17 protein-coding genes are annotated in these 15,550 nt (G+C 60.0%); 15 read left to right on the forward strand and 2 right to left on the reverse strand.

The window, feature by feature from the left end:
* Window positions 1–11: 11 nt before the first annotated feature.
* Window positions 12–533, forward strand: coding sequence for a hypothetical protein (locus EFB11_RS07755; RefSeq protein WP_122789638.1), 522 nt, complete (start codon window positions 12–14; stop codon window positions 531–533).
* Between the two features lie 94 nt (window positions 534–627).
* On the opposite strand, the gene EFB11_RS07760 is transcribed toward EFB11_RS07755, so the two are convergent.
* Both EFB11_RS07760 and EFB11_RS07765 read right to left on the reverse strand, forming a co-directional pair.
* Window positions 628–2,265 carry a recombinase family protein gene (locus EFB11_RS07760; protein WP_122789639.1) on the reverse strand — a complete coding sequence of 546 codons (1,638 nt, stop codon included), beginning with the start codon at window positions 2,263–2,265 and terminating at the stop codon, window positions 628–630.
* A gap of 20 nt (window positions 2,266–2,285) precedes the next feature.
* Complete coding sequence (locus EFB11_RS07765; protein WP_122789640.1) at window positions 2,286–2,525, reverse strand: hypothetical protein; 240 nt, start codon at window positions 2,523–2,525, stop codon at window positions 2,286–2,288.
* Window positions 2,526–2,806: 281 nt separating this feature from the next.
* On the opposite strand from EFB11_RS07765, the gene EFB11_RS07770 reads away from it, so the two are divergent.
* The 14 genes from EFB11_RS07770 to EFB11_RS17020 all read left to right on the forward strand — a co-directional run bounded on the left by EFB11_RS07770 (window position 2,807) and on the right by EFB11_RS17020 (window position 15,531).
* Window positions 2,807–3,184 (forward strand): helix-turn-helix domain-containing protein, encoded by a 378-nt coding sequence (locus EFB11_RS07770; protein ID WP_122789641.1) that lies wholly within the window; start codon window positions 2,807–2,809, stop codon window positions 3,182–3,184.
* Between the two features lie 16 nt (window positions 3,185–3,200).
* On the forward strand, window positions 3,201–3,800 hold the full coding sequence (locus tag EFB11_RS07775; protein ID WP_122789642.1) for an ImmA/IrrE family metallo-endopeptidase: 600 nt from the start codon (window positions 3,201–3,203) through the stop codon (window positions 3,798–3,800).
* Window positions 3,801–3,854: 54 nt separating this feature from the next.
* Complete coding sequence (locus tag EFB11_RS07780; protein WP_122789643.1) at window positions 3,855–4,055, forward strand: hypothetical protein; 201 nt, start codon at window positions 3,855–3,857, stop codon at window positions 4,053–4,055.
* A 252-nt stretch (window positions 4,056–4,307) separates the two neighbouring features.
* On the forward strand, window positions 4,308–4,802 hold the full coding sequence (locus tag EFB11_RS07785; RefSeq protein ID WP_122789644.1) for a sigma-70 family RNA polymerase sigma factor: 495 nt from the start codon (window positions 4,308–4,310) through the stop codon (window positions 4,800–4,802).
* A 400-nt stretch (window positions 4,803–5,202) separates the two neighbouring features.
* Window positions 5,203–7,134, forward strand: a complete 1,932-nt coding sequence (locus EFB11_RS07790; protein ID WP_122789645.1) for an ATP-dependent DNA helicase — start codon at window positions 5,203–5,205, stop codon at window positions 7,132–7,134.
* A 113-nt stretch (window positions 7,135–7,247) separates the two neighbouring features.
* The gene (locus tag EFB11_RS07795; RefSeq protein ID WP_206424152.1) at window positions 7,248–7,685 is read left to right on the forward strand and encodes a translation initiation factor 2; all 438 of its coding nucleotides are present in this window, start codon (window positions 7,248–7,250) and stop codon (window positions 7,683–7,685) included.
* On the forward strand, window positions 7,672–7,995 hold the full coding sequence (locus EFB11_RS07800) for a hypothetical protein (RefSeq protein ID WP_122789646.1): 324 nt from the start codon (window positions 7,672–7,674) through the stop codon (window positions 7,993–7,995). Before EFB11_RS07795 ends, EFB11_RS07800 begins: the two co-directional genes overlap by 14 nt.
* 188 nt (window positions 7,996–8,183) lie before the next feature.
* On the forward strand, window positions 8,184–9,011 hold the full coding sequence (locus EFB11_RS07805) for a DUF3991 and toprim domain-containing protein (protein WP_243115179.1): 828 nt from the start codon (window positions 8,184–8,186) through the stop codon (window positions 9,009–9,011).
* Window positions 9,012–9,075: 64 nt separating this feature from the next.
* Window positions 9,076–12,354, forward strand: a complete 3,279-nt coding sequence (locus EFB11_RS07810) for an S-layer homology domain-containing protein (RefSeq protein ID WP_243115180.1) — start codon at window positions 9,076–9,078, stop codon at window positions 12,352–12,354.
* Between the two features lie 86 nt (window positions 12,355–12,440).
* Window positions 12,441–12,815: a single-stranded DNA-binding protein gene (locus EFB11_RS07815; protein ID WP_087265977.1), complete on the forward strand. Its 375-nt coding sequence runs from the start codon at window positions 12,441–12,443 to the stop codon at window positions 12,813–12,815.
* Between the two features lie 5 nt (window positions 12,816–12,820).
* Window positions 12,821–13,735: a hypothetical protein gene (locus EFB11_RS07820; protein ID WP_122789647.1), complete on the forward strand. Its 915-nt coding sequence runs from the start codon at window positions 12,821–12,823 to the stop codon at window positions 13,733–13,735.
* Window positions 13,732–14,466, forward strand: coding sequence for a hypothetical protein (locus tag EFB11_RS07825; RefSeq protein ID WP_122789648.1), 735 nt, complete (start codon window positions 13,732–13,734; stop codon window positions 14,464–14,466). The genes EFB11_RS07820 and EFB11_RS07825 overlap by 4 nt, the downstream gene beginning before the upstream one ends.
* The gene (locus EFB11_RS07830; protein WP_122789649.1) at window positions 14,463–14,867 is read left to right on the forward strand and encodes a synapsin-1 (Synapsin I); all 405 of its coding nucleotides are present in this window, start codon (window positions 14,463–14,465) and stop codon (window positions 14,865–14,867) included. Before EFB11_RS07825 ends, EFB11_RS07830 begins: the two co-directional genes overlap by 4 nt.
* A gap of 1 nt (window position 14,868) precedes the next feature.
* Complete coding sequence (locus tag EFB11_RS17020) at window positions 14,869–15,531, forward strand: hypothetical protein (RefSeq protein WP_195324739.1); 663 nt, start codon at window positions 14,869–14,871, stop codon at window positions 15,529–15,531.
* Window positions 15,532–15,550: the final 19 nt, after the last annotated feature.

Consider the following 15,550-nt stretch of genomic DNA (forward strand, 5'->3'; position numbering starts at 1 on the left):
AGGGGAACACCATGAAACTGGAAAAACAACAGCAGATTTTTTCCTGCATGGCCGATGTCCTGAACCAGAACGGGTTCCGTGCCGAGGTCATGCAGCAGGAAGGTGCGCCGCTTCTGTTGCGGTGCGAAGCACAACGCCAGGGCAAGGTCGCCAAGGATGTTACGGTCGAGTGCTGCTTCATCCCGATCGGCCTGCCGAGCGAGGATACCGGGCTTTTGCAGTTCTTTGTGACCCTGTTCCAGAATGCGCCCGAAACCTACGCCAAGCAGCTGCGCGCTGCGTGCGACTACTGCAATGATTTTTGTGCGCTCGGGCATCTCGGCCTGTTTGCCGACGCCGGACAGCTCTATTTAAAGCATAACACCCTGATCGACGGTTCGCTCGAACTCGAGCAGATCATCACTTTCTTTGCCGACAACATCTCGCTGCTCATGGCAGCGGTCACCCGGTTCATTGACGGCCTTGCGGCGGTCGGGTTCTCGGGTCTGCCGCTCGAAGTAGCGCTCGAACAGGACCTGTTCCCCAAGATGTAAGGACACCCGGGGCCGCCTTAGGTCCGGCCTGACAGGGACAACTACAAATTTTAAGGATAGGCAGGTGTTGCATTGGCAGCACCTGCCTGTTCCTTTACGCACTTTTCGTGATGTTCATATTCCCAATCACGCCAATATCCGTGTAATGGATTTCCACCGTTTGGCTGGCGTGTTTGGACCACTTCACATCCTTCTCATGCACCACGATTTTCTCAATAAACAGCCGCAGCAACTCCGGTGTCAGCTTCTGAATGTCTGTGTAGCGTTTGGCCCTGGCAATGAAGTTGTCTGCGCCGGACACCGTGGCCTTCAGTTTGGCGACCTCCCGCTCCTTTTGCGGGATGGCAGTTTTCAACTGCTCCTGCTCCGCCACATAACTGGCGGAGAGGGTCTGGAACTGCTCCGTGGTGATGCGGCCCAGTACGCTGTCCTCATACAGTCGCTTGAAGATGGCCTCCAATTCCGCCTCGCGCTTTTTCATCCCTGAAAGTTCCAACTCCTGCCTGCGGATCTCCCGCCGCAGTTCAGCGGACTGCCGGTCACAGATATAGGCGGCGAACTCCTGCGTATGCTCCCGCGCCATCGCCGTCACCCTGCGGATGTCCTCCAGCACAATCTCGTCGAGGACACACTCCCGAATGTAGTGGGCCGTGCAGACCTCAGACCCTGCTTTCTTATAGGTTCGGCAGGTGAAATTGTTTTGCGTTGGTTTCATGGTGCGCGCCCTATGCAGGACCATTGTGGAACCGCAGTCGGCACAGATGACGAGGCCGGAATACTTGTTGAGTTCCTCCATCTTTGTGGGGCGCTTCCGGTTTTGCCGGACCCGCTGGACGATATCCCAAACCTCCCGCGTGATCAGCGCCGGATGGGTCCCCTCAAACACCAGACACTCCTCCCTGGGATGCTGCACATACCGCTTGTCCTTATAGGATTTTGTGGTGAACTTCATGTTGACCGTGTTCCCAAGGTAGGTTTCATTCTCCAGGATGTTGGCGATGGTGCTGTCGGACCAGTTATAGGGCTGGGACAGATCGAGGCAGGTATGGCCGGATCCCAACTTGCGGTAGGTGTAGACCGCCGGACAAAGCACGTTTTCGGCTCTCAACTGTTTAGCAATCTGACTCGGGCCGCGGCCGGCAGCGCAGAGGGCAAAAATGCGACGCACCACAGCGGCGGCCTCCTCATCAACAACGAGTTTGCCCTTGGCATTCTCATCCTTTTTGTAGCCGTAGGGTGCCCGTGTCCCCAGGCGCTCCCCGCGCTGAGCCTTGGCCCGCTGTACCGCCCGGATCTTCCGGCTGGTGTCCCGCACGAACCACTCGTTGAACAGGTTTTTGAAGGGCATCAGGTCGTTGCTCTCGGCGTTTTCCGTGTCCACATTGTCGTTGATGGCGATGTAGCGGACGCCGAACTGCGGGAACCGCTCCTCGATGTACAGCCCTGTGTGCAACTGGTTTCGCCCCAGACGGCTGAGATCCTTGGTGATGATGATCCCGATTTTCCCGTCCTCCATGTCGGACATCATGCGCTGGAAATCCGGCCGGTTGAAACTGGCCCCGGAGTATCCGTCATCCACATAGAATTGGATGTTGGGAAAGCGGTGGTCCCGGGCGTACTGCTCTAATATTCTTTTTTGGTTTTGGATGCTGTTGGACTCCCCGTCCAGACCGTCATCCTGACTCAGACGGCAGTACAGGGCGGTGATTTTCATTTGGTTTGACTGACTCATGCAATCCTCCTTCTCTCCAGTCAAACCGTCCAGAGTTTGTGTGATGTTACCTCTGCCGGGGCGGTTTGTCCACCCCTTTCCGAAACTGTGTGGGAATTTTTGAGGTCCATGTCAATGAGTGTTTTCAGTTTCTCCTCCGGTGAACAGGCGCCGTCCGCGGGGAACACGGAAACCACATGAATCAGCCGTCCGTGACTCAGCTGGTCGCGCTCGGCCACAACTTTTTCCGCCCAGCCGGGCATAGGAATGACTTTGGGCATTGCGTCCCTCCTCTACAAAATGTGAGGGGCCAGGAAACGGCATATCGGGTCCGGCAGCGTTGCCAAACCCGGTCCCGCCTTACGTTTATGCCCGAAAAGAAAAATCCCCTTCATCCACCTCCCGAAAAACAGGGCAAGTGAATACCCATATTAAGAAAAGGCGCGAGGTGTTCCATAAAAGGAGCACCTCGCGTTTGGCCTCTTGCGGCATGAGATGGAGGCGTGTATACTAAGCGTAGCCGTTCTCGAAAAAGAGAACACAGAATAGGAGGCACGCCATAATGGAGCAGACATTCGGCAGTTATGTGCGGGAAAAGCGGATGGCCCGCGGACTGTCCCTGCGTGGTCTCGCGGCACAGCTGGAGGTGTCCCCGGTCTATATGAGCAACATGGAGAATGACCGTAGGCCGGCGCCCACGAAAGAAAAACTGGACCGCCTTATCGAGATTTTGGGACTATGCCAGGCGGACACGGAACTGCTGCTGGATCTGGCCGCCAAATCTAAGACGCAGCGAGTCTCCGCGGACCTGCCGGAGTACATCATGGAACGGGATATCGTCCGGGCCGCCCTGCGGACGGCCAAGGAAGTGGACGCCACAGACGAGGAATGGCAGGAGTTTATAGACCGCATCACCCAGCGGGGAAAGCGGGACGAGTGAAAAGGGAGGCAAGCGCATGCGGAAGTATTATACCGAGCAGACGATGGAGAGCATCGCCCGGCGTGTGCTGGATGCCTACGATACGCACCTCTACCGCGGTCAGCCCCGCGCCATCCCCATCGAGGACATTATCGAGCGCCACGGACTGACGCTGGAGTTCCAGTACCTCCGCAAAAATGGCCGGATTCTGGGGAAAACCGTGTTTGACACCGGCCTGGAGGCCGTGTACGACATGGAACTGGGCGAGTATACCCTGTTCCCGGTGAAAGCCGGCACGATCCTCATAGACGCCTCGCTGTGTGAAGAAGAAACCAGCACCGGCCGCCTGCGGTTTACCGAGGCCCACGAACTGTCCCACTGGATCCTGCACAAGGGGCTGTATGTGGGCACCGGGGAGAGCGCGGCGCTGCAGCCTGCCGTCAAGGAAACCAGTATGGAGATCCAGGCGAATATGCTCGGGTCCGCCCTGCTCATGCCCATGCCAATGGTCAAGCGGTGTTTCTACCAAATGCGGTCCGGCCGGGATAATCAGGCCATTGTGCAGGCCATGTCGGAGGTGTTTCAGGTATCCCGCCAAGCCATGCGGATCCGGCTCACCAACCACCATCTGCTGTAAAATTTTTTACTGTAGTGTTCTCAAAATTGAGAACACTTTAGAAGGAGGGACGCCATGCAACAAGTGAAAAGAACCCATGCGGTGCGCTGCCCTGTGTGCGGTAAAGGGCGCGTCATTGATGCCGCAGCCGACGTGTATCCGGGGCGCCTGCGCCTCTATGGCCCGGAGCATGCGGACAAAGCGGAGTTGTTCTCCAAATGTCCAAAGTGTGGGCTGCAGATCGGCATCTCCTTTGAAAAGGCAGGACATTCCTAAAAGCAAATAAAATATAGAGTATCGACCTCGTCAAGCGCACCAACCGCCCGCATCAGCAGCGGGATCCACCGTGTTCGGAGCCTTACAGGCAGCAGTTCTGCTGTGCTGTAAGGCTCTTTTTTTGCGCTTTTCCGCGGCAGAACAGCGGAAAGGCACGAAATGCGGAACGCCTGGCAGCCCTACATAGCAAAGTACCCATGATCCCCAACTCAGAAGTTTCCCCTAAAAAATCTGAGATTGGAGATCACGACTATGGAAAAATGGCAGGAAAATCGCAACTACAGAAAAATCAGGGACGAGAATGGAACTGTCATCGCCAACATCATCACCGTGGATGGTAGGGATGTAGCGGTCACAGAGGACGTATTCGCGGCGTATGCCCAGATGGACCGGCGGGAGCGGTATCTCAGCGAGGATCTGCCCACTGGCAAGGTCCTCTCCATGGAACAGATGGCAGAGGACGGCGTTTTGCCGGACTATGTGGGCGCGGAAACGGCGCCCAGCGCCGAGGACTGCGTCCTTGCACGGGAGTCGGAACGGGAGCGGGAAGAACTGACCAGCCTGCTGCTGGCGGCGCTTATCGCCTTGGAGGACCGGGACAGGCAGCTCATCACCGCGCTGTTCTACGACCACCTCTCCACCAGAGAATACGCCCGGCGAATCGGCGTGACCCAGCGGGCCGTTATCAAGCGCAGGGACCGGATCCTGCGGGACATGAAAAAATATTTTGAAAAATTTGCGGCGTGAGGGTATTCACCCAGCCCCTTTTTCGGGAGGACAGCGGAAGGGGGAAATACCTCCCCCTTCGCTGCTCCTTGAAAAGTGCATACCAGCAATGCGGGTAACACGCAGCCGTACCCACCCCACAGCGCGCGCCAGGACCCGGCCCCAGCGGCCGGCGAGCGATTCAGCCTGTGGCCGGCCCCGGCAGGCCGGGCAAGAGATGGGACGGCTCATACAATGACACACCAAGCACGGCCTGCGCGTAAGACAGGCGGCGCTGCTCCGGGATTGAAAGCAGTAGAGATCCCGGAAATATGCCCGTGAGGCCCCGGCCAGGGGCCTGCCCGCATTGTTCCCGAACCCATCGGGGAGCGCGTGCGAATACGATGGGAACACGAAAAAAGATAAAAGGACGGAAGTATCCATGAAGAAATATACCCATGAAAAGGCCCATGAGGAAATCGACTATATTTTTAAAACCCTATTGCCTCAGAGGGGCATGGCGGAGCGGCCGGAACAGATCCGGCTGTGCCACAGCATCCTGGACGCCATGCTGGACGGCAGCATCGCCCTGTGCGACGCGGGGACCGGCATCGGCAAGACCTTCGCCTACCTGATCGCCGGCATCCTGCATGGCAAGTGCCGGGCGGCAGAGGGTAAACCGCAGCGTCCTATCCTGATCTCCACCTCCAGCATCGCGCTGCAGAGCGCCATCCAGAAGGAGTACCTGCCCCTGCTGTCCGGCGTGCTGCTGTCCGAGGGGCTGATCTCCGCGCCCATTGAGGCGGTCATCCGCAAGGGCAAGGCTCACTACGCCTGCGACGCCCGGCTGGAACGGCGGGTCCGTCAGGTGGAGGGCAGCCATAAGAATCCCGCCGCCCGCCAAGCCCTGCACACCGCCTGGCATGTGCTGGATCTGGACCAGCTGTCCGGGATGAGCAGTTATGACCGGGAGCGGATCTGCGTTCCCAAGCGGTGTAATTGCCGGCGGAAGGACTGCCGATACCGCTGTTTTCTGGACGCCTGCCAGAGCGGGCAGTACACGGTTCAGATCTGCAACCACAACCTCCTGCTGGCGGACCTCATCCACCGCAGCCAAAAGAAAAAGCCCCTCCTGCCGGACAGCGCGGCCATCATCATAGACGAGGCCCACAAGCTGCCGGAAACCGCACGGCAGATGTTCGGCGTGACGTTGACCGCCCAGGACTTCGCGGAGCTGATCTGCAGCCTGCATGTGGAGCGGTATGTCCTCGCGGCGGAACTGCTGTCCGAGGCCGTGGAGCCGCTGGCGGAGAAACTGTCGCTCCCGGTGGAGGAAGGGGCCGGATTTGACGCCTACCAGATGTTCCTGGAGCGGCCGCATCAGGTCCTGACGGTGATCTGCCGGCAGCTGGAGGGCCTGCTGACCAGGGAAACCTGGCGCCTGCTGTCCGCCGTCGCCTCCACAGTATCCCTCTTTTACCTGGGGAATCCCGAGATGATCTTCTACGCGGCAGACGACGACCACGGCGGGTCCATGCTGTGCGGCACGGTGTCGGAACTGGCCGCGCAGCTCCAGGCCACGCTCTGGCGGCAGGAACAGCCCATCATCCTGACCTCCGGCACCCTTGCCGTTGGGAAGGATTTCAGCCGGTTCCGCACCGCCGCCGGCCTGACAGAGGAACGGCCCGTGACGGAAACTGTGTGTCCGTCACCCTTTGACTATCAGCACAACTGCCTCCTCTATCTTCCCACGGACCCGATCCCGCTGGATGCGGCGGACTACTACGACCGGCTGGCCGCACAGATCCGGCAGCTGGCGGCGGCATCCCACGGCCACGCCCTGGTGCTGTTCACTTCCTACCTCGCCATGTCGGCGGTCAAGGAACGGCTGCAGGCCGCGGCGCTGCCCTTCCCCGTATTTACGATGGGCAGACGCCCGGCCCGCACCCTGGCGGCATTTCGCGCCGCTCCCGGCAGTATCCTGCTGGCCACCGGTGCGGCGTGGGAGGGGCTGGACTTCGCCGGCGACGGCGTGTCCCTGCTCATCATCCCGCGCCTGCCCTTCGCCTACCCGGACGCTGTAAAAGAAAAAGAGCGGGAGGACTACCCGAACCTGCGGGAGTTCCTGCGCTCCGTCGTTGTCCCGGAAATGCAGATCAAACTGCGGCAGGGCTTTGGCCGGGCCATCCGCACGGAAACGGACACCTGTGCCGTCGCCATGCTGGATCCCCGCGCCGCCCGCGGCCGGAGATATTTCCAGAGCATGGTGGAGGCCCTGCCGGAGATGCCGGTGACGGGGTGCCTGCGGGCCGTGGAACAGTTCTACCGTGACCATAAGGACGCCGGTTATTTCCATCTCCCCAACGCGGGATGAAATTGTTGCAGTTGCTGCGTCTGTTCGCCATTCCTTGGTGGTGTTGGTAATGGCTTTCGTGATGCTTTCAGGCTATACTTGCGTTGCAAATCAAGAAAAGGAGGCAGTCAGACATGGAACAGACAAAGGGTCTCTCCTGCCAGATCCCGGAATCCCTGCATGCCAGGGTGACGGCGGAGCGCGTCGCGGTAAACCAATCCCTCAGCGAGTACATCACGGAACTGCTCACCAACTACTATGAAAACGGAGGAAAAAACGACATGGCACAGACGAGAACAATGGCATTTCAAATCAGCGAGGACCTGTTCCAGAGGATCAAGGACTATCTGGCCCGCGAGAGTGAGCGCCAGGGACGGAAGGTAACCCAGCGGGAGTTCGTCCTGGGGCTGATCGAGGACGCCTTGCGGCAGGCGGAGCAGGAGGCGGCGGACGGCGCCTCCGACGCCCCTGACGATATCACTGCCCCCGTGGAGGACCAGGGGGCAGAAACCGAAATGGAGTCTGAGGACGATGGATCCACGGAAGGAGGCGACGGGGATGCCGCAGAGTGAACTCGCTGCCTACATCGCCGCCGGCGGCGCGCCCTGCAAAGCCTGCGGCCAGCGGATGCTGAAAGCGGACGGCTGCACCTGGACCCATGTGAAATGCGGCAGCCGGTACTACCGCCGCATCAAGTACGGCGCGGACGGCATGGCGTATGACGACGCCCGCTGCCACGACTGCGGCGCCAAGCCGGGCCATTACCACCATGTGGGATGTGACGTGGAGCGGTGCCCCGTGTGCGGAGGGCAGCTCATCAGCTGCGACTGCGACGTTTCCGAGTATGTGGAGCGGCCGCCCGGAAAGAGAACGACCAAGTAAATCAGGACACCAGAACCGCCCGGAGCGCCCGACAGGGACGCCCCGGGCGATCTGTTTCACAAGAGAGGACTGGAGGTGAGAAAACGTCGGAACCGAGATCCAATCGTTTCACAGAACAGGAGCTGGAGATCGCCCGCGAAACGGACCTGCCGGACCTGCTGACGTCTCTCGGCTACACCGTGACGCGGGTGGGCCGTTACCACTCCACCAAGGAGATGGACAGCCTGCGGATCAAGAACCGCCGCACCTGGTACCGCTACTCCGAGAGAGTGGGCGGGGACGCCATCACCTTTCTGCAGCATTTTTGCGGCAGGAGTTTCCCCCAGGCGGTGGAGGATCTGCTGGCATTCCACGGCCGCGCCAGAGATGCCCCCGCGGAGCGGAACAGGCAAACTGAGCAGGCGCCGGAACCGCCGAAACCGTTTGCATTGCCGCCGAGGCACACCGATGCCCGCCGGGTGTACGCCTACCTGAAAAAGCGGAGCATTGCGCCCCAAGTAATCCGGGGCTTTATCAACGCTGGTCTGCTGTATGAGGATGCCGAGCATCACAACTGCGTGTTCGTCGGCTACGGTGGGGACGGCAAGGCGGCCTTCGCCAGTCTGCGGGGCACCTACGACCGGGACGGCAGCGGCTTCAAGGGCGACGCCGCCGGCAGCGACAAATCCATCGGTTTCCGTCTGCCGTATGACCCGGACAGCAGGACCGTGTATGTGTTCGAGGCCCCCATCGACCTCATGAGTTACTGCACCCTGCACCGGGGATTTCACAGCAATGCGCTGGCCCTGTGCTGCCTGGATGACCGTGCCCTGTCGGTGTTTCTCCGGGAGCACCCTGCGGTGCGGAAGGTCGTCCTGTGTCTGGATCACGACCGCCCCGGCATGGAGGCCGCGGAGCGCATAGGACGGAAATACTCAGCGGAGGGATATGCCGTGCAGACGCTGTCCCCTCCCTCCCGGAAGGACTGGAACGCCTATCTGACCTTTGTGCAGCAGTTCCGGGAAAGGGGGCGGTGACCAAGTAAACACAAGCAAAGAGATATAAACCAGCAATTCTACACAAAAAAGGAGGAAAGACCACTTGAAAAGCAAGACAAGCAGGCACGGCCTGAAGCGCATGACGGCCCTGCTGCTGGCCGTGGTGCTGTGCATCGGCATGATGCCCAGCGCCTTTGCCGCTCAGCAGGACAGTTACCACGACCCGGCGGAACACTGGCAGGAGGCCAACAACCGCACCAACGAGCTGGATGCAAATGCTGTGGTGACGATTGAAACCTTCACCTGCGGCGAGTGCGGCAAGGCCACATCCTTTGAGGTGCTCAGGACGCCTGAGTACACTCGGGACGGCCAGACTGCCCTGACCCGCAACGTCAAGTATTCCGATGGAACAATGGTAGACGGCGAGGGAAAAGGCTCTGTTCTGGACGGTGTGCCGGGGCAGGACGCCTACTACACCGGCTATCACTGGACCAAAGCCATCTGTCAGACCTGCGGTGGGATCAACACCAACATGGGCGCATCCCCCTCTGACGATTACGGGTATCTCCGCAACGTCTACTGGCTGTACGATTGCGCCAACAATTTCTTTGAGGAACTGCCGGAAACACAGACCATTGAGCAGGTAGACAGCGAGTACCACCGTGTTATTACCGAGAGTGGCGAATACTGTGGGTTCTGCTACGGCACATTCAAAGAGGAAAATTCCACGCTGGAACGGCACCACATGGAGAGCAGCATCCGGCCCGAGCTGGCCCATGATCGCTTTGTGAAGATGGATACCTGCGCCGACTGCGGCTATTCCGAAACTGCCTACACCGCCGCCAAGGCTGTCATTGCGGATTACTTCGGCGTGGTAGACGGCCAGCCCCACACAGTCACAGTATCCGACTTGAGCGAGGTCGGCGTCACCACCGCCATCCGCTACGGCTACAGCGCGGATGCCTGCACTCTGACCAGCGCCCCCAATTACAGCAAGGCCGGGGACTACCCGGTTTACTACAAGATTACCTACACCTACCACGACACGGACATGGTGGAGAATAGCGTGGCGTATGTCCATCTCAGGGATGAAACCACCACCGAGGACGGTTCCTGCACCTGCGGCTGCGGCAATCCCGACTGCGGCTGTCAGGACCCGGACTGCGGTGGCGACTGCTGCTCCGACAAGGGCTGCGGCGAGAACCACAACTGGACGCTGCTGGACAGCGTAGACCCCACCTGCCTGACCCTCGGCTATGACCGCTATCTGTGCGTGGACTGCGGCATGATTGAAAAGCGGGACTATGAGGCCCAACTGGGCCACGCCTATCAGAGTGTGGTCATCCGGGACGCCACCTGTGAAGTCCCCGGCAAGACCATTGATATTTGTGAGCGGTGCGGCAATGTGAAAGAAACCGACCTGCCCCAGACCGAGCATGAGTTCTCCACCACCGTCATTCCGGCCACCTGCACCAGCCCCGGCTACACCCTGCGGGAGTGTACCGTCTGTGGGGAGCGCCACATCGAGGACATCACCGCCGCGCTGCCTCACAACTATGTAAGCAAGACCACCCCGGCCACCTGTGAGGGCGGCGGGCGCACCCTCCATATCTGCGAGGGCTGCGGCAGTTCGTTCATCACCGACTACACCGACCCGCTGGGGCATAGTTGGGATGAGGGCAAGGAGATCACCGGGGCCACCTGCACCGGCGAGGGCATGACCGAGTACACCTGCATCCGCTGTGGAGCCACCCGGCTGGAGGGTGACGAGGCCGCGGGTCATATCCCCGGCGATCCGGCCACCTGCACCGATCCTCAACTCTGCATCCGCTGCGGCGCCGTCATTGAGAACGCTTTGGGGCATGATTATGCCGAGGAAGTGACCGAGCCGACCTGCACCGAGATGGGCTACACCACCTATACCTGCACCCGCTGCGGCGACGCCTACAAGGGCGACTACACCGAGGCCGCAGGCCATAAGCCCGGCGACTGGATCATCGACAAGGAGCCTACCACCGACAGCGAGGGCAGCAAGCATAAGGAGTGCGAGGCCTGCGGTGAGAAGTTAGAGGAAGAAACCATTGAGAAGATCTACAATCAGGCCACTACGGACAGTAAGGGCGAGGCCGTTGTGGGCGGCTATCTGGTAATTGTCACGGATACCGACACTAAAGACCCCGTTTCCAATGCTATTGTCACTCTCCATGCGGACGATACCCTGTCCATCCGTCTCCCCAATTCCCGCCTGCTGGACTATGCCGACCAGACTACCGTGACTGTCCTGCTCACCAAGGATAAGAGCGCCGTGGAGGGTATGTCCGTTACTATGACTGACAAGCACGATAACTACTGTGCCGGTAACACTGACAGCAATGGGCAGGTCACTGTTCCCGGCACCAGCGGCAAGACCAATGAGGACGGCAATACCACCGTTGGCTGGGAGGACGAGGACGGCGACCGCTGGACACTGACCGTCACTGTAGAGGACTACGAAACCGGACGCCCCATCGAGGACGCAGAGGTGTCCATCGGTAAGGGCGGCAATATTACCGTCACCCTGCCGGACGGCACCGATATGGACGAGGACAACCGCATCACCGTCACGGTCACAGACAATGAGCGCGACCCGCAGGAGGACGTGACCGTCATCGTCAAGGGCGACCTCGGCCAGCGGGAAACCGGCGAAACAGACGAGGACGGGAAACTCACGGTTCCCGCCGTCACCGAAACCGAATATCACGGGGCCTATATTGTCGGCTACACAGACGGCACCTTCGGCCCGGAGCGCAGCATGAGCCGGAGCGAGGCGGCGGCCATCTTTGCCCGCCTGCTCTCTGACAAGTTGGATGAGCGCATCCCCAGCGGGGCCAATGTGAAGTTTACGGATGTGGACCCGGATTCCTGGTATGCGGGCTATGTGGAGTACCTGACCGGCTATGGCGTGGCCGTGGGCTACAATGACCGCACCTACCGGGGCGATAAGGCCATTACCCGCGCCGAGTTCACCGCTATGGCCGCCAGATTTTTTGATGTGTTTGGCGACGGCGACGAGGCCATCATGGAGCAGTACCAGGGCTTTGACGATGTAAACGATGGCTATTGGGCTGCTGAGTATATCAAGGACGCCGCCATCCACGGCTGGGTGGAGGGCTACGGCGATGGCACCTTCCGGGCCGACGATCCCATCGACCGGGCGGAAGTCGTCACCATCGTCAACCGCCTGCTGGGGCGTGAGGCCGACGAGGACTATATTGCGGACAACTACCGCCGTCTGGTGACGTTCCCTGACGTGTCCTCCCGCCATTGGGCCTATTATCAGGTGCTGGAGGCCGCCAACGCCCACACCGCCGTCCTCACTGACCCCGAAACCTGGGACAAGTAATCTACGACTCCGCGGCCCCGCTGTGGGCCGCGGAGTTTTTACACCACAACCCACGATACATTACAAATAAAAAGGAGAATGCACCTATGCTGAAGATCGTAGCAATCGGAAACCTGACCAACGACGTGGAACTGAAGGTCCATGAGGCCACCGGCAAGCCCTACGCCATCCTGCGGATTGCCTCGGACCGCCGCTACCGGGACAAGGAGGGCAACCGCCTGACGGATTTCATCTCCATCAAGGTCCGCGGCCCGCTGGCGGAACGCTGCGCGGAGTTTGCCTGGAAGGGCTGCAAGTTGGCCGCCTCCGGCGACTTTGAAACCATCACTTTCGCGGACGAGCCGGAGCGGCAGCCCGGCTTCCTCATCAAAGCCACGGAGGTGGAGTTCCTGTCTCCCCGCCGCGTGGAGGAAAGCGCCGTGTCCATGCCCGCGGACGGTATGGATGAGGCTGCGGCCTGAGCGCCATGCGGAATACAGGCATTGAATACACCAGTGCGGAACGCACCCCCACCATTCTACCGGATCTGGCGGAGCTGCTCCCTCCTCTCAGCGGGGAGCAGCTTGCCGCGCTGGAGAAGGACATCCTGCAAAACGGCTGCTATGCGCCCATCATCGTCAATGAGGATCTCGTTGTCGTAGATGGCCACAACCGCCAACAGATTTGCACCCGGCACGACCTGCCCTACAAGATGGCGGTGTTTGCCTTTGACGATCTGCTGGAGGCCAAGCAGTGGGCGCTGGATACCCAGAAGGGCCGCCGCAACCTGGACAAATGGGAGTTGGGCAAGATCGCCCTGAAACTGCGGCCGGAGATCGAGGCCAGGGCAAAAGAAAACATGTCTCTGGGCGGACAGGCATATAAACCCAGCGAGGAAGGTTTGACAATATTGTCAAACCTTCCTCCCGTTAATACACGCAGAGAGTTGGCTGACTCTGTCGGCATTGGAGAAGTCACGATGGGGAAAATCATGCAGATCGACGAGCATGCCCCCGCCGCCGTGAAGGAGGCCCTGGATAAAAAGGAACTGTCTGTCAACCAGGGGTATCAGATCACCCGGCAGGTACAGGATCTGCCGGAGAGTGAGCAGGGGCAGGCGGCATTGGAACTGGTGGAGCTGGAAAAAGCGAAAAAGGAGATCCGGGAGAAGGATGCCGAGATCGACCGCCAGAGCAAGATCGCCGGCGTGTTCTGCAAAGCGTATGAAAAGGCTGTCCTGCTGACGCCCACAGAGGAAAATGTGCGGATCTGGGTCAAATGCACCCGCATGACCAGGGAGGAAATGGAGGATACCATTAAGGAGTCCCGTGAACTGGCCGATGTGTTTACCGCCATTGCCGGCCTCATGGAACGCCTCCTGCCGGAGAGGGGGACGCTATGAATGAGATGAGTGTGCGGGAGTGGCAGGAGCGGTTCCGTGCCGGGGATTTCAGCAGCCGGGACCGGGCCGTGCAGTGCGAGGCCGGCTGGTACGACTGGTTCTGCCGGGACGACGCCCTGGCCGGACGCCTGAAGAAAATCTCCGGCGTTGTGCTGGGAATCACGGATCCCTTCATTCTGGACAACTACTATGTGTGGTTCAAGAACAACTGCCCGCTGGATGGGCCGCTCTATGACGACGTCCGGTTTGAGCCTCTCACCGGGGAGCGCGACGGGAAATACTTTGTCGTTTCTTTGGACAGCCCCCATGAGCATATGAAGTGGGCGCTCGTTACAGAGCGGTATGGCTACGACGCACCGGAATTTGAATGCGGCAATGTCCGTGACATGGTGAAATACATCAACGCCATCGCGCCGGAGCTGGCGCGGGGGATCCAGCCTCGCTTCGTGCAGGAGAAAGCGGCTGTGGGCGAATATGTCCGGCAGCACGAGGGGAAAAGCAGCTACAGCATCCGGCGGGCGGGGGATCACCTGTTCGCCTACCAGTCCCCCCGTGACTGGAAGTACCGGACTGTCGCGGTTTCGGACTCTCTGGAGAATGTCCCCCAGGGCTTTCCCGCGGAGCAGTCCGAGCAGCACGGCATGCTCTATGTTTTTCCAAGCGAGGCGCCCGCTCTGGACAGGGCCGACATGGTGCAGCGCGCACAGCGCAGGAAGGAGCAGACGCGATGACCAGGAGATCCCACGACCGCCCCGCGCTGCCGCCCAAAGCCAAGGCCGAGATCCTGGAGGTGCTGTTCGCCAACATGGAGATCAGCGGCGATGAGATCGCGGCCATTTTGAAAAAGCACCATGTCTCCTGCGACGCCGACGTCCTGCAGGACCGCTACCGCAGGCAACTGGGCCAGCGCCTCATGGCCAGCCTCCGGGACGCCTCCGGTGAGCGCGAGGTCCTGTCCAATGGGAGGGGGCGGTATGTTGTGCTGGAGTGCTGCCGGGATCGCCAACAGCTTGCGGCCATCCGCCGCCGCATTCAAAATCAGGCGCATGGCCTGAACGCTTCCGCCGGCAAGGTGAGATCTCGCATCGCTGTGCTGGATCGCCTGATCGCCTGTCTCAGAAAGGCGGCGTGACATGAAGATCAAGGATCTGATCGCCGCGGTCCGGGACTACCCCGCTCTGCGGCAGGCGTTGGAGGAATCCAACACCGAATTGGACCTCAGTCGGATGGAATGCGCGCAACTGCAGAGCAAGATCAATGAACTGGAACCGCTCGTCGATGAATACTACCAGGAGAGCTGCGGTAAGGAATATGCCGCCAATCAGGAGCGCCAGAAAGTGGAAACACTGAAGAAAGCCCTTGCGTCCTTTTGCCCGGCCCTGGACAGCACGGAGCAGCTCCGGCGGTTCTATGACACCATCGCCCCGGATTTTGATGATGGTGGTTTCCGCCTCTACGACGCCGCCCTGGCGATCTCCGGCTATCCCAATCTCCCCGGCGAGTTCCCCTATGAGGACAACCGCGGTGTCTTTGATGAGGCGGACGGTCATCAACTGCTGAAGTACCTGACCGCCCTGCACTTCCATGCCGTTCGGTGGGAGGCCGTGCCGGGGACACCTTATGAAAAGGCTGTCCTGTTGGATGTGGATACCGCCACCCCGGAGTACCGGGCCTTTGAAAAGCAGCTCTATACGCAGGCCCTGCGTGACTTAGGTTTTCAGGGCCTTCTGCCCCAGGAGCAGGAACGGCGGATCGGCAAGCAAAAAGAAAAACGGAAGGAAGGTGCTGAGCGATAGAACAGAAACCTGACAATGG

The organism is Intestinibacillus sp. Marseille-P6563 (assembly GCF_900604335.1).
Classification (GTDB): Bacteria; Bacillota; Clostridia; order Oscillospirales; family Butyricicoccaceae; genus Butyricicoccus_B.

Excerpts from the sequence above, each read along its gene's own strand:
- EFB11_RS07800 (WP_122789646.1), top strand. The coding sequence starts at position 7,672 with ATGCCGCAGAGTGAACTCGCTGCCTACATCGCCGCCGGCGGCGCGCCC.
- EFB11_RS07765 (WP_122789640.1), bottom strand. The coding sequence starts at position 2,525 with ATGCCCAAAGTCATTCCTATGCCCGGCTGGGCGGAAAAAGTTGTGGCC.
- EFB11_RS07770 (WP_122789641.1), top strand. The coding sequence starts at position 2,807 with ATGGAGCAGACATTCGGCAGTTATGTGCGGGAAAAGCGGATGGCCCGC.
- EFB11_RS07790 (WP_122789645.1), top strand. The coding sequence starts at position 5,203 with ATGAAGAAATATACCCATGAAAAGGCCCATGAGGAAATCGACTATATT.
- EFB11_RS17020 (WP_195324739.1), top strand. The coding sequence starts at position 14,869 with ATGAAGATCAAGGATCTGATCGCCGCGGTCCGGGACTACCCCGCTCTG.
- EFB11_RS07815 (WP_087265977.1), top strand. The coding sequence starts at position 12,441 with ATGCTGAAGATCGTAGCAATCGGAAACCTGACCAACGACGTGGAACTG.
- EFB11_RS07760 (WP_122789639.1), bottom strand. The coding sequence starts at position 2,265 with ATGAGTCAGTCAAACCAAATGAAAATCACCGCCCTGTACTGCCGTCTG.
- EFB11_RS07820 (WP_122789647.1), top strand. The coding sequence starts at position 12,821 with ATGCGGAATACAGGCATTGAATACACCAGTGCGGAACGCACCCCCACC.
- EFB11_RS07780 (WP_122789643.1), top strand. The coding sequence starts at position 3,855 with ATGCAACAAGTGAAAAGAACCCATGCGGTGCGCTGCCCTGTGTGCGGT.
- EFB11_RS07830 (WP_122789649.1), top strand. The coding sequence starts at position 14,463 with ATGACCAGGAGATCCCACGACCGCCCCGCGCTGCCGCCCAAAGCCAAG.
- EFB11_RS07775 (WP_122789642.1), top strand. The coding sequence starts at position 3,201 with ATGCGGAAGTATTATACCGAGCAGACGATGGAGAGCATCGCCCGGCGT.
- EFB11_RS07785 (WP_122789644.1), top strand. The coding sequence starts at position 4,308 with ATGGAAAAATGGCAGGAAAATCGCAACTACAGAAAAATCAGGGACGAG.
- EFB11_RS07825 (WP_122789648.1), top strand. The coding sequence starts at position 13,732 with ATGAATGAGATGAGTGTGCGGGAGTGGCAGGAGCGGTTCCGTGCCGGG.
- EFB11_RS07755 (WP_122789638.1), top strand. The coding sequence starts at position 12 with ATGAAACTGGAAAAACAACAGCAGATTTTTTCCTGCATGGCCGATGTC.
- EFB11_RS07795 (WP_206424152.1), top strand. The coding sequence starts at position 7,248 with ATGGAACAGACAAAGGGTCTCTCCTGCCAGATCCCGGAATCCCTGCAT.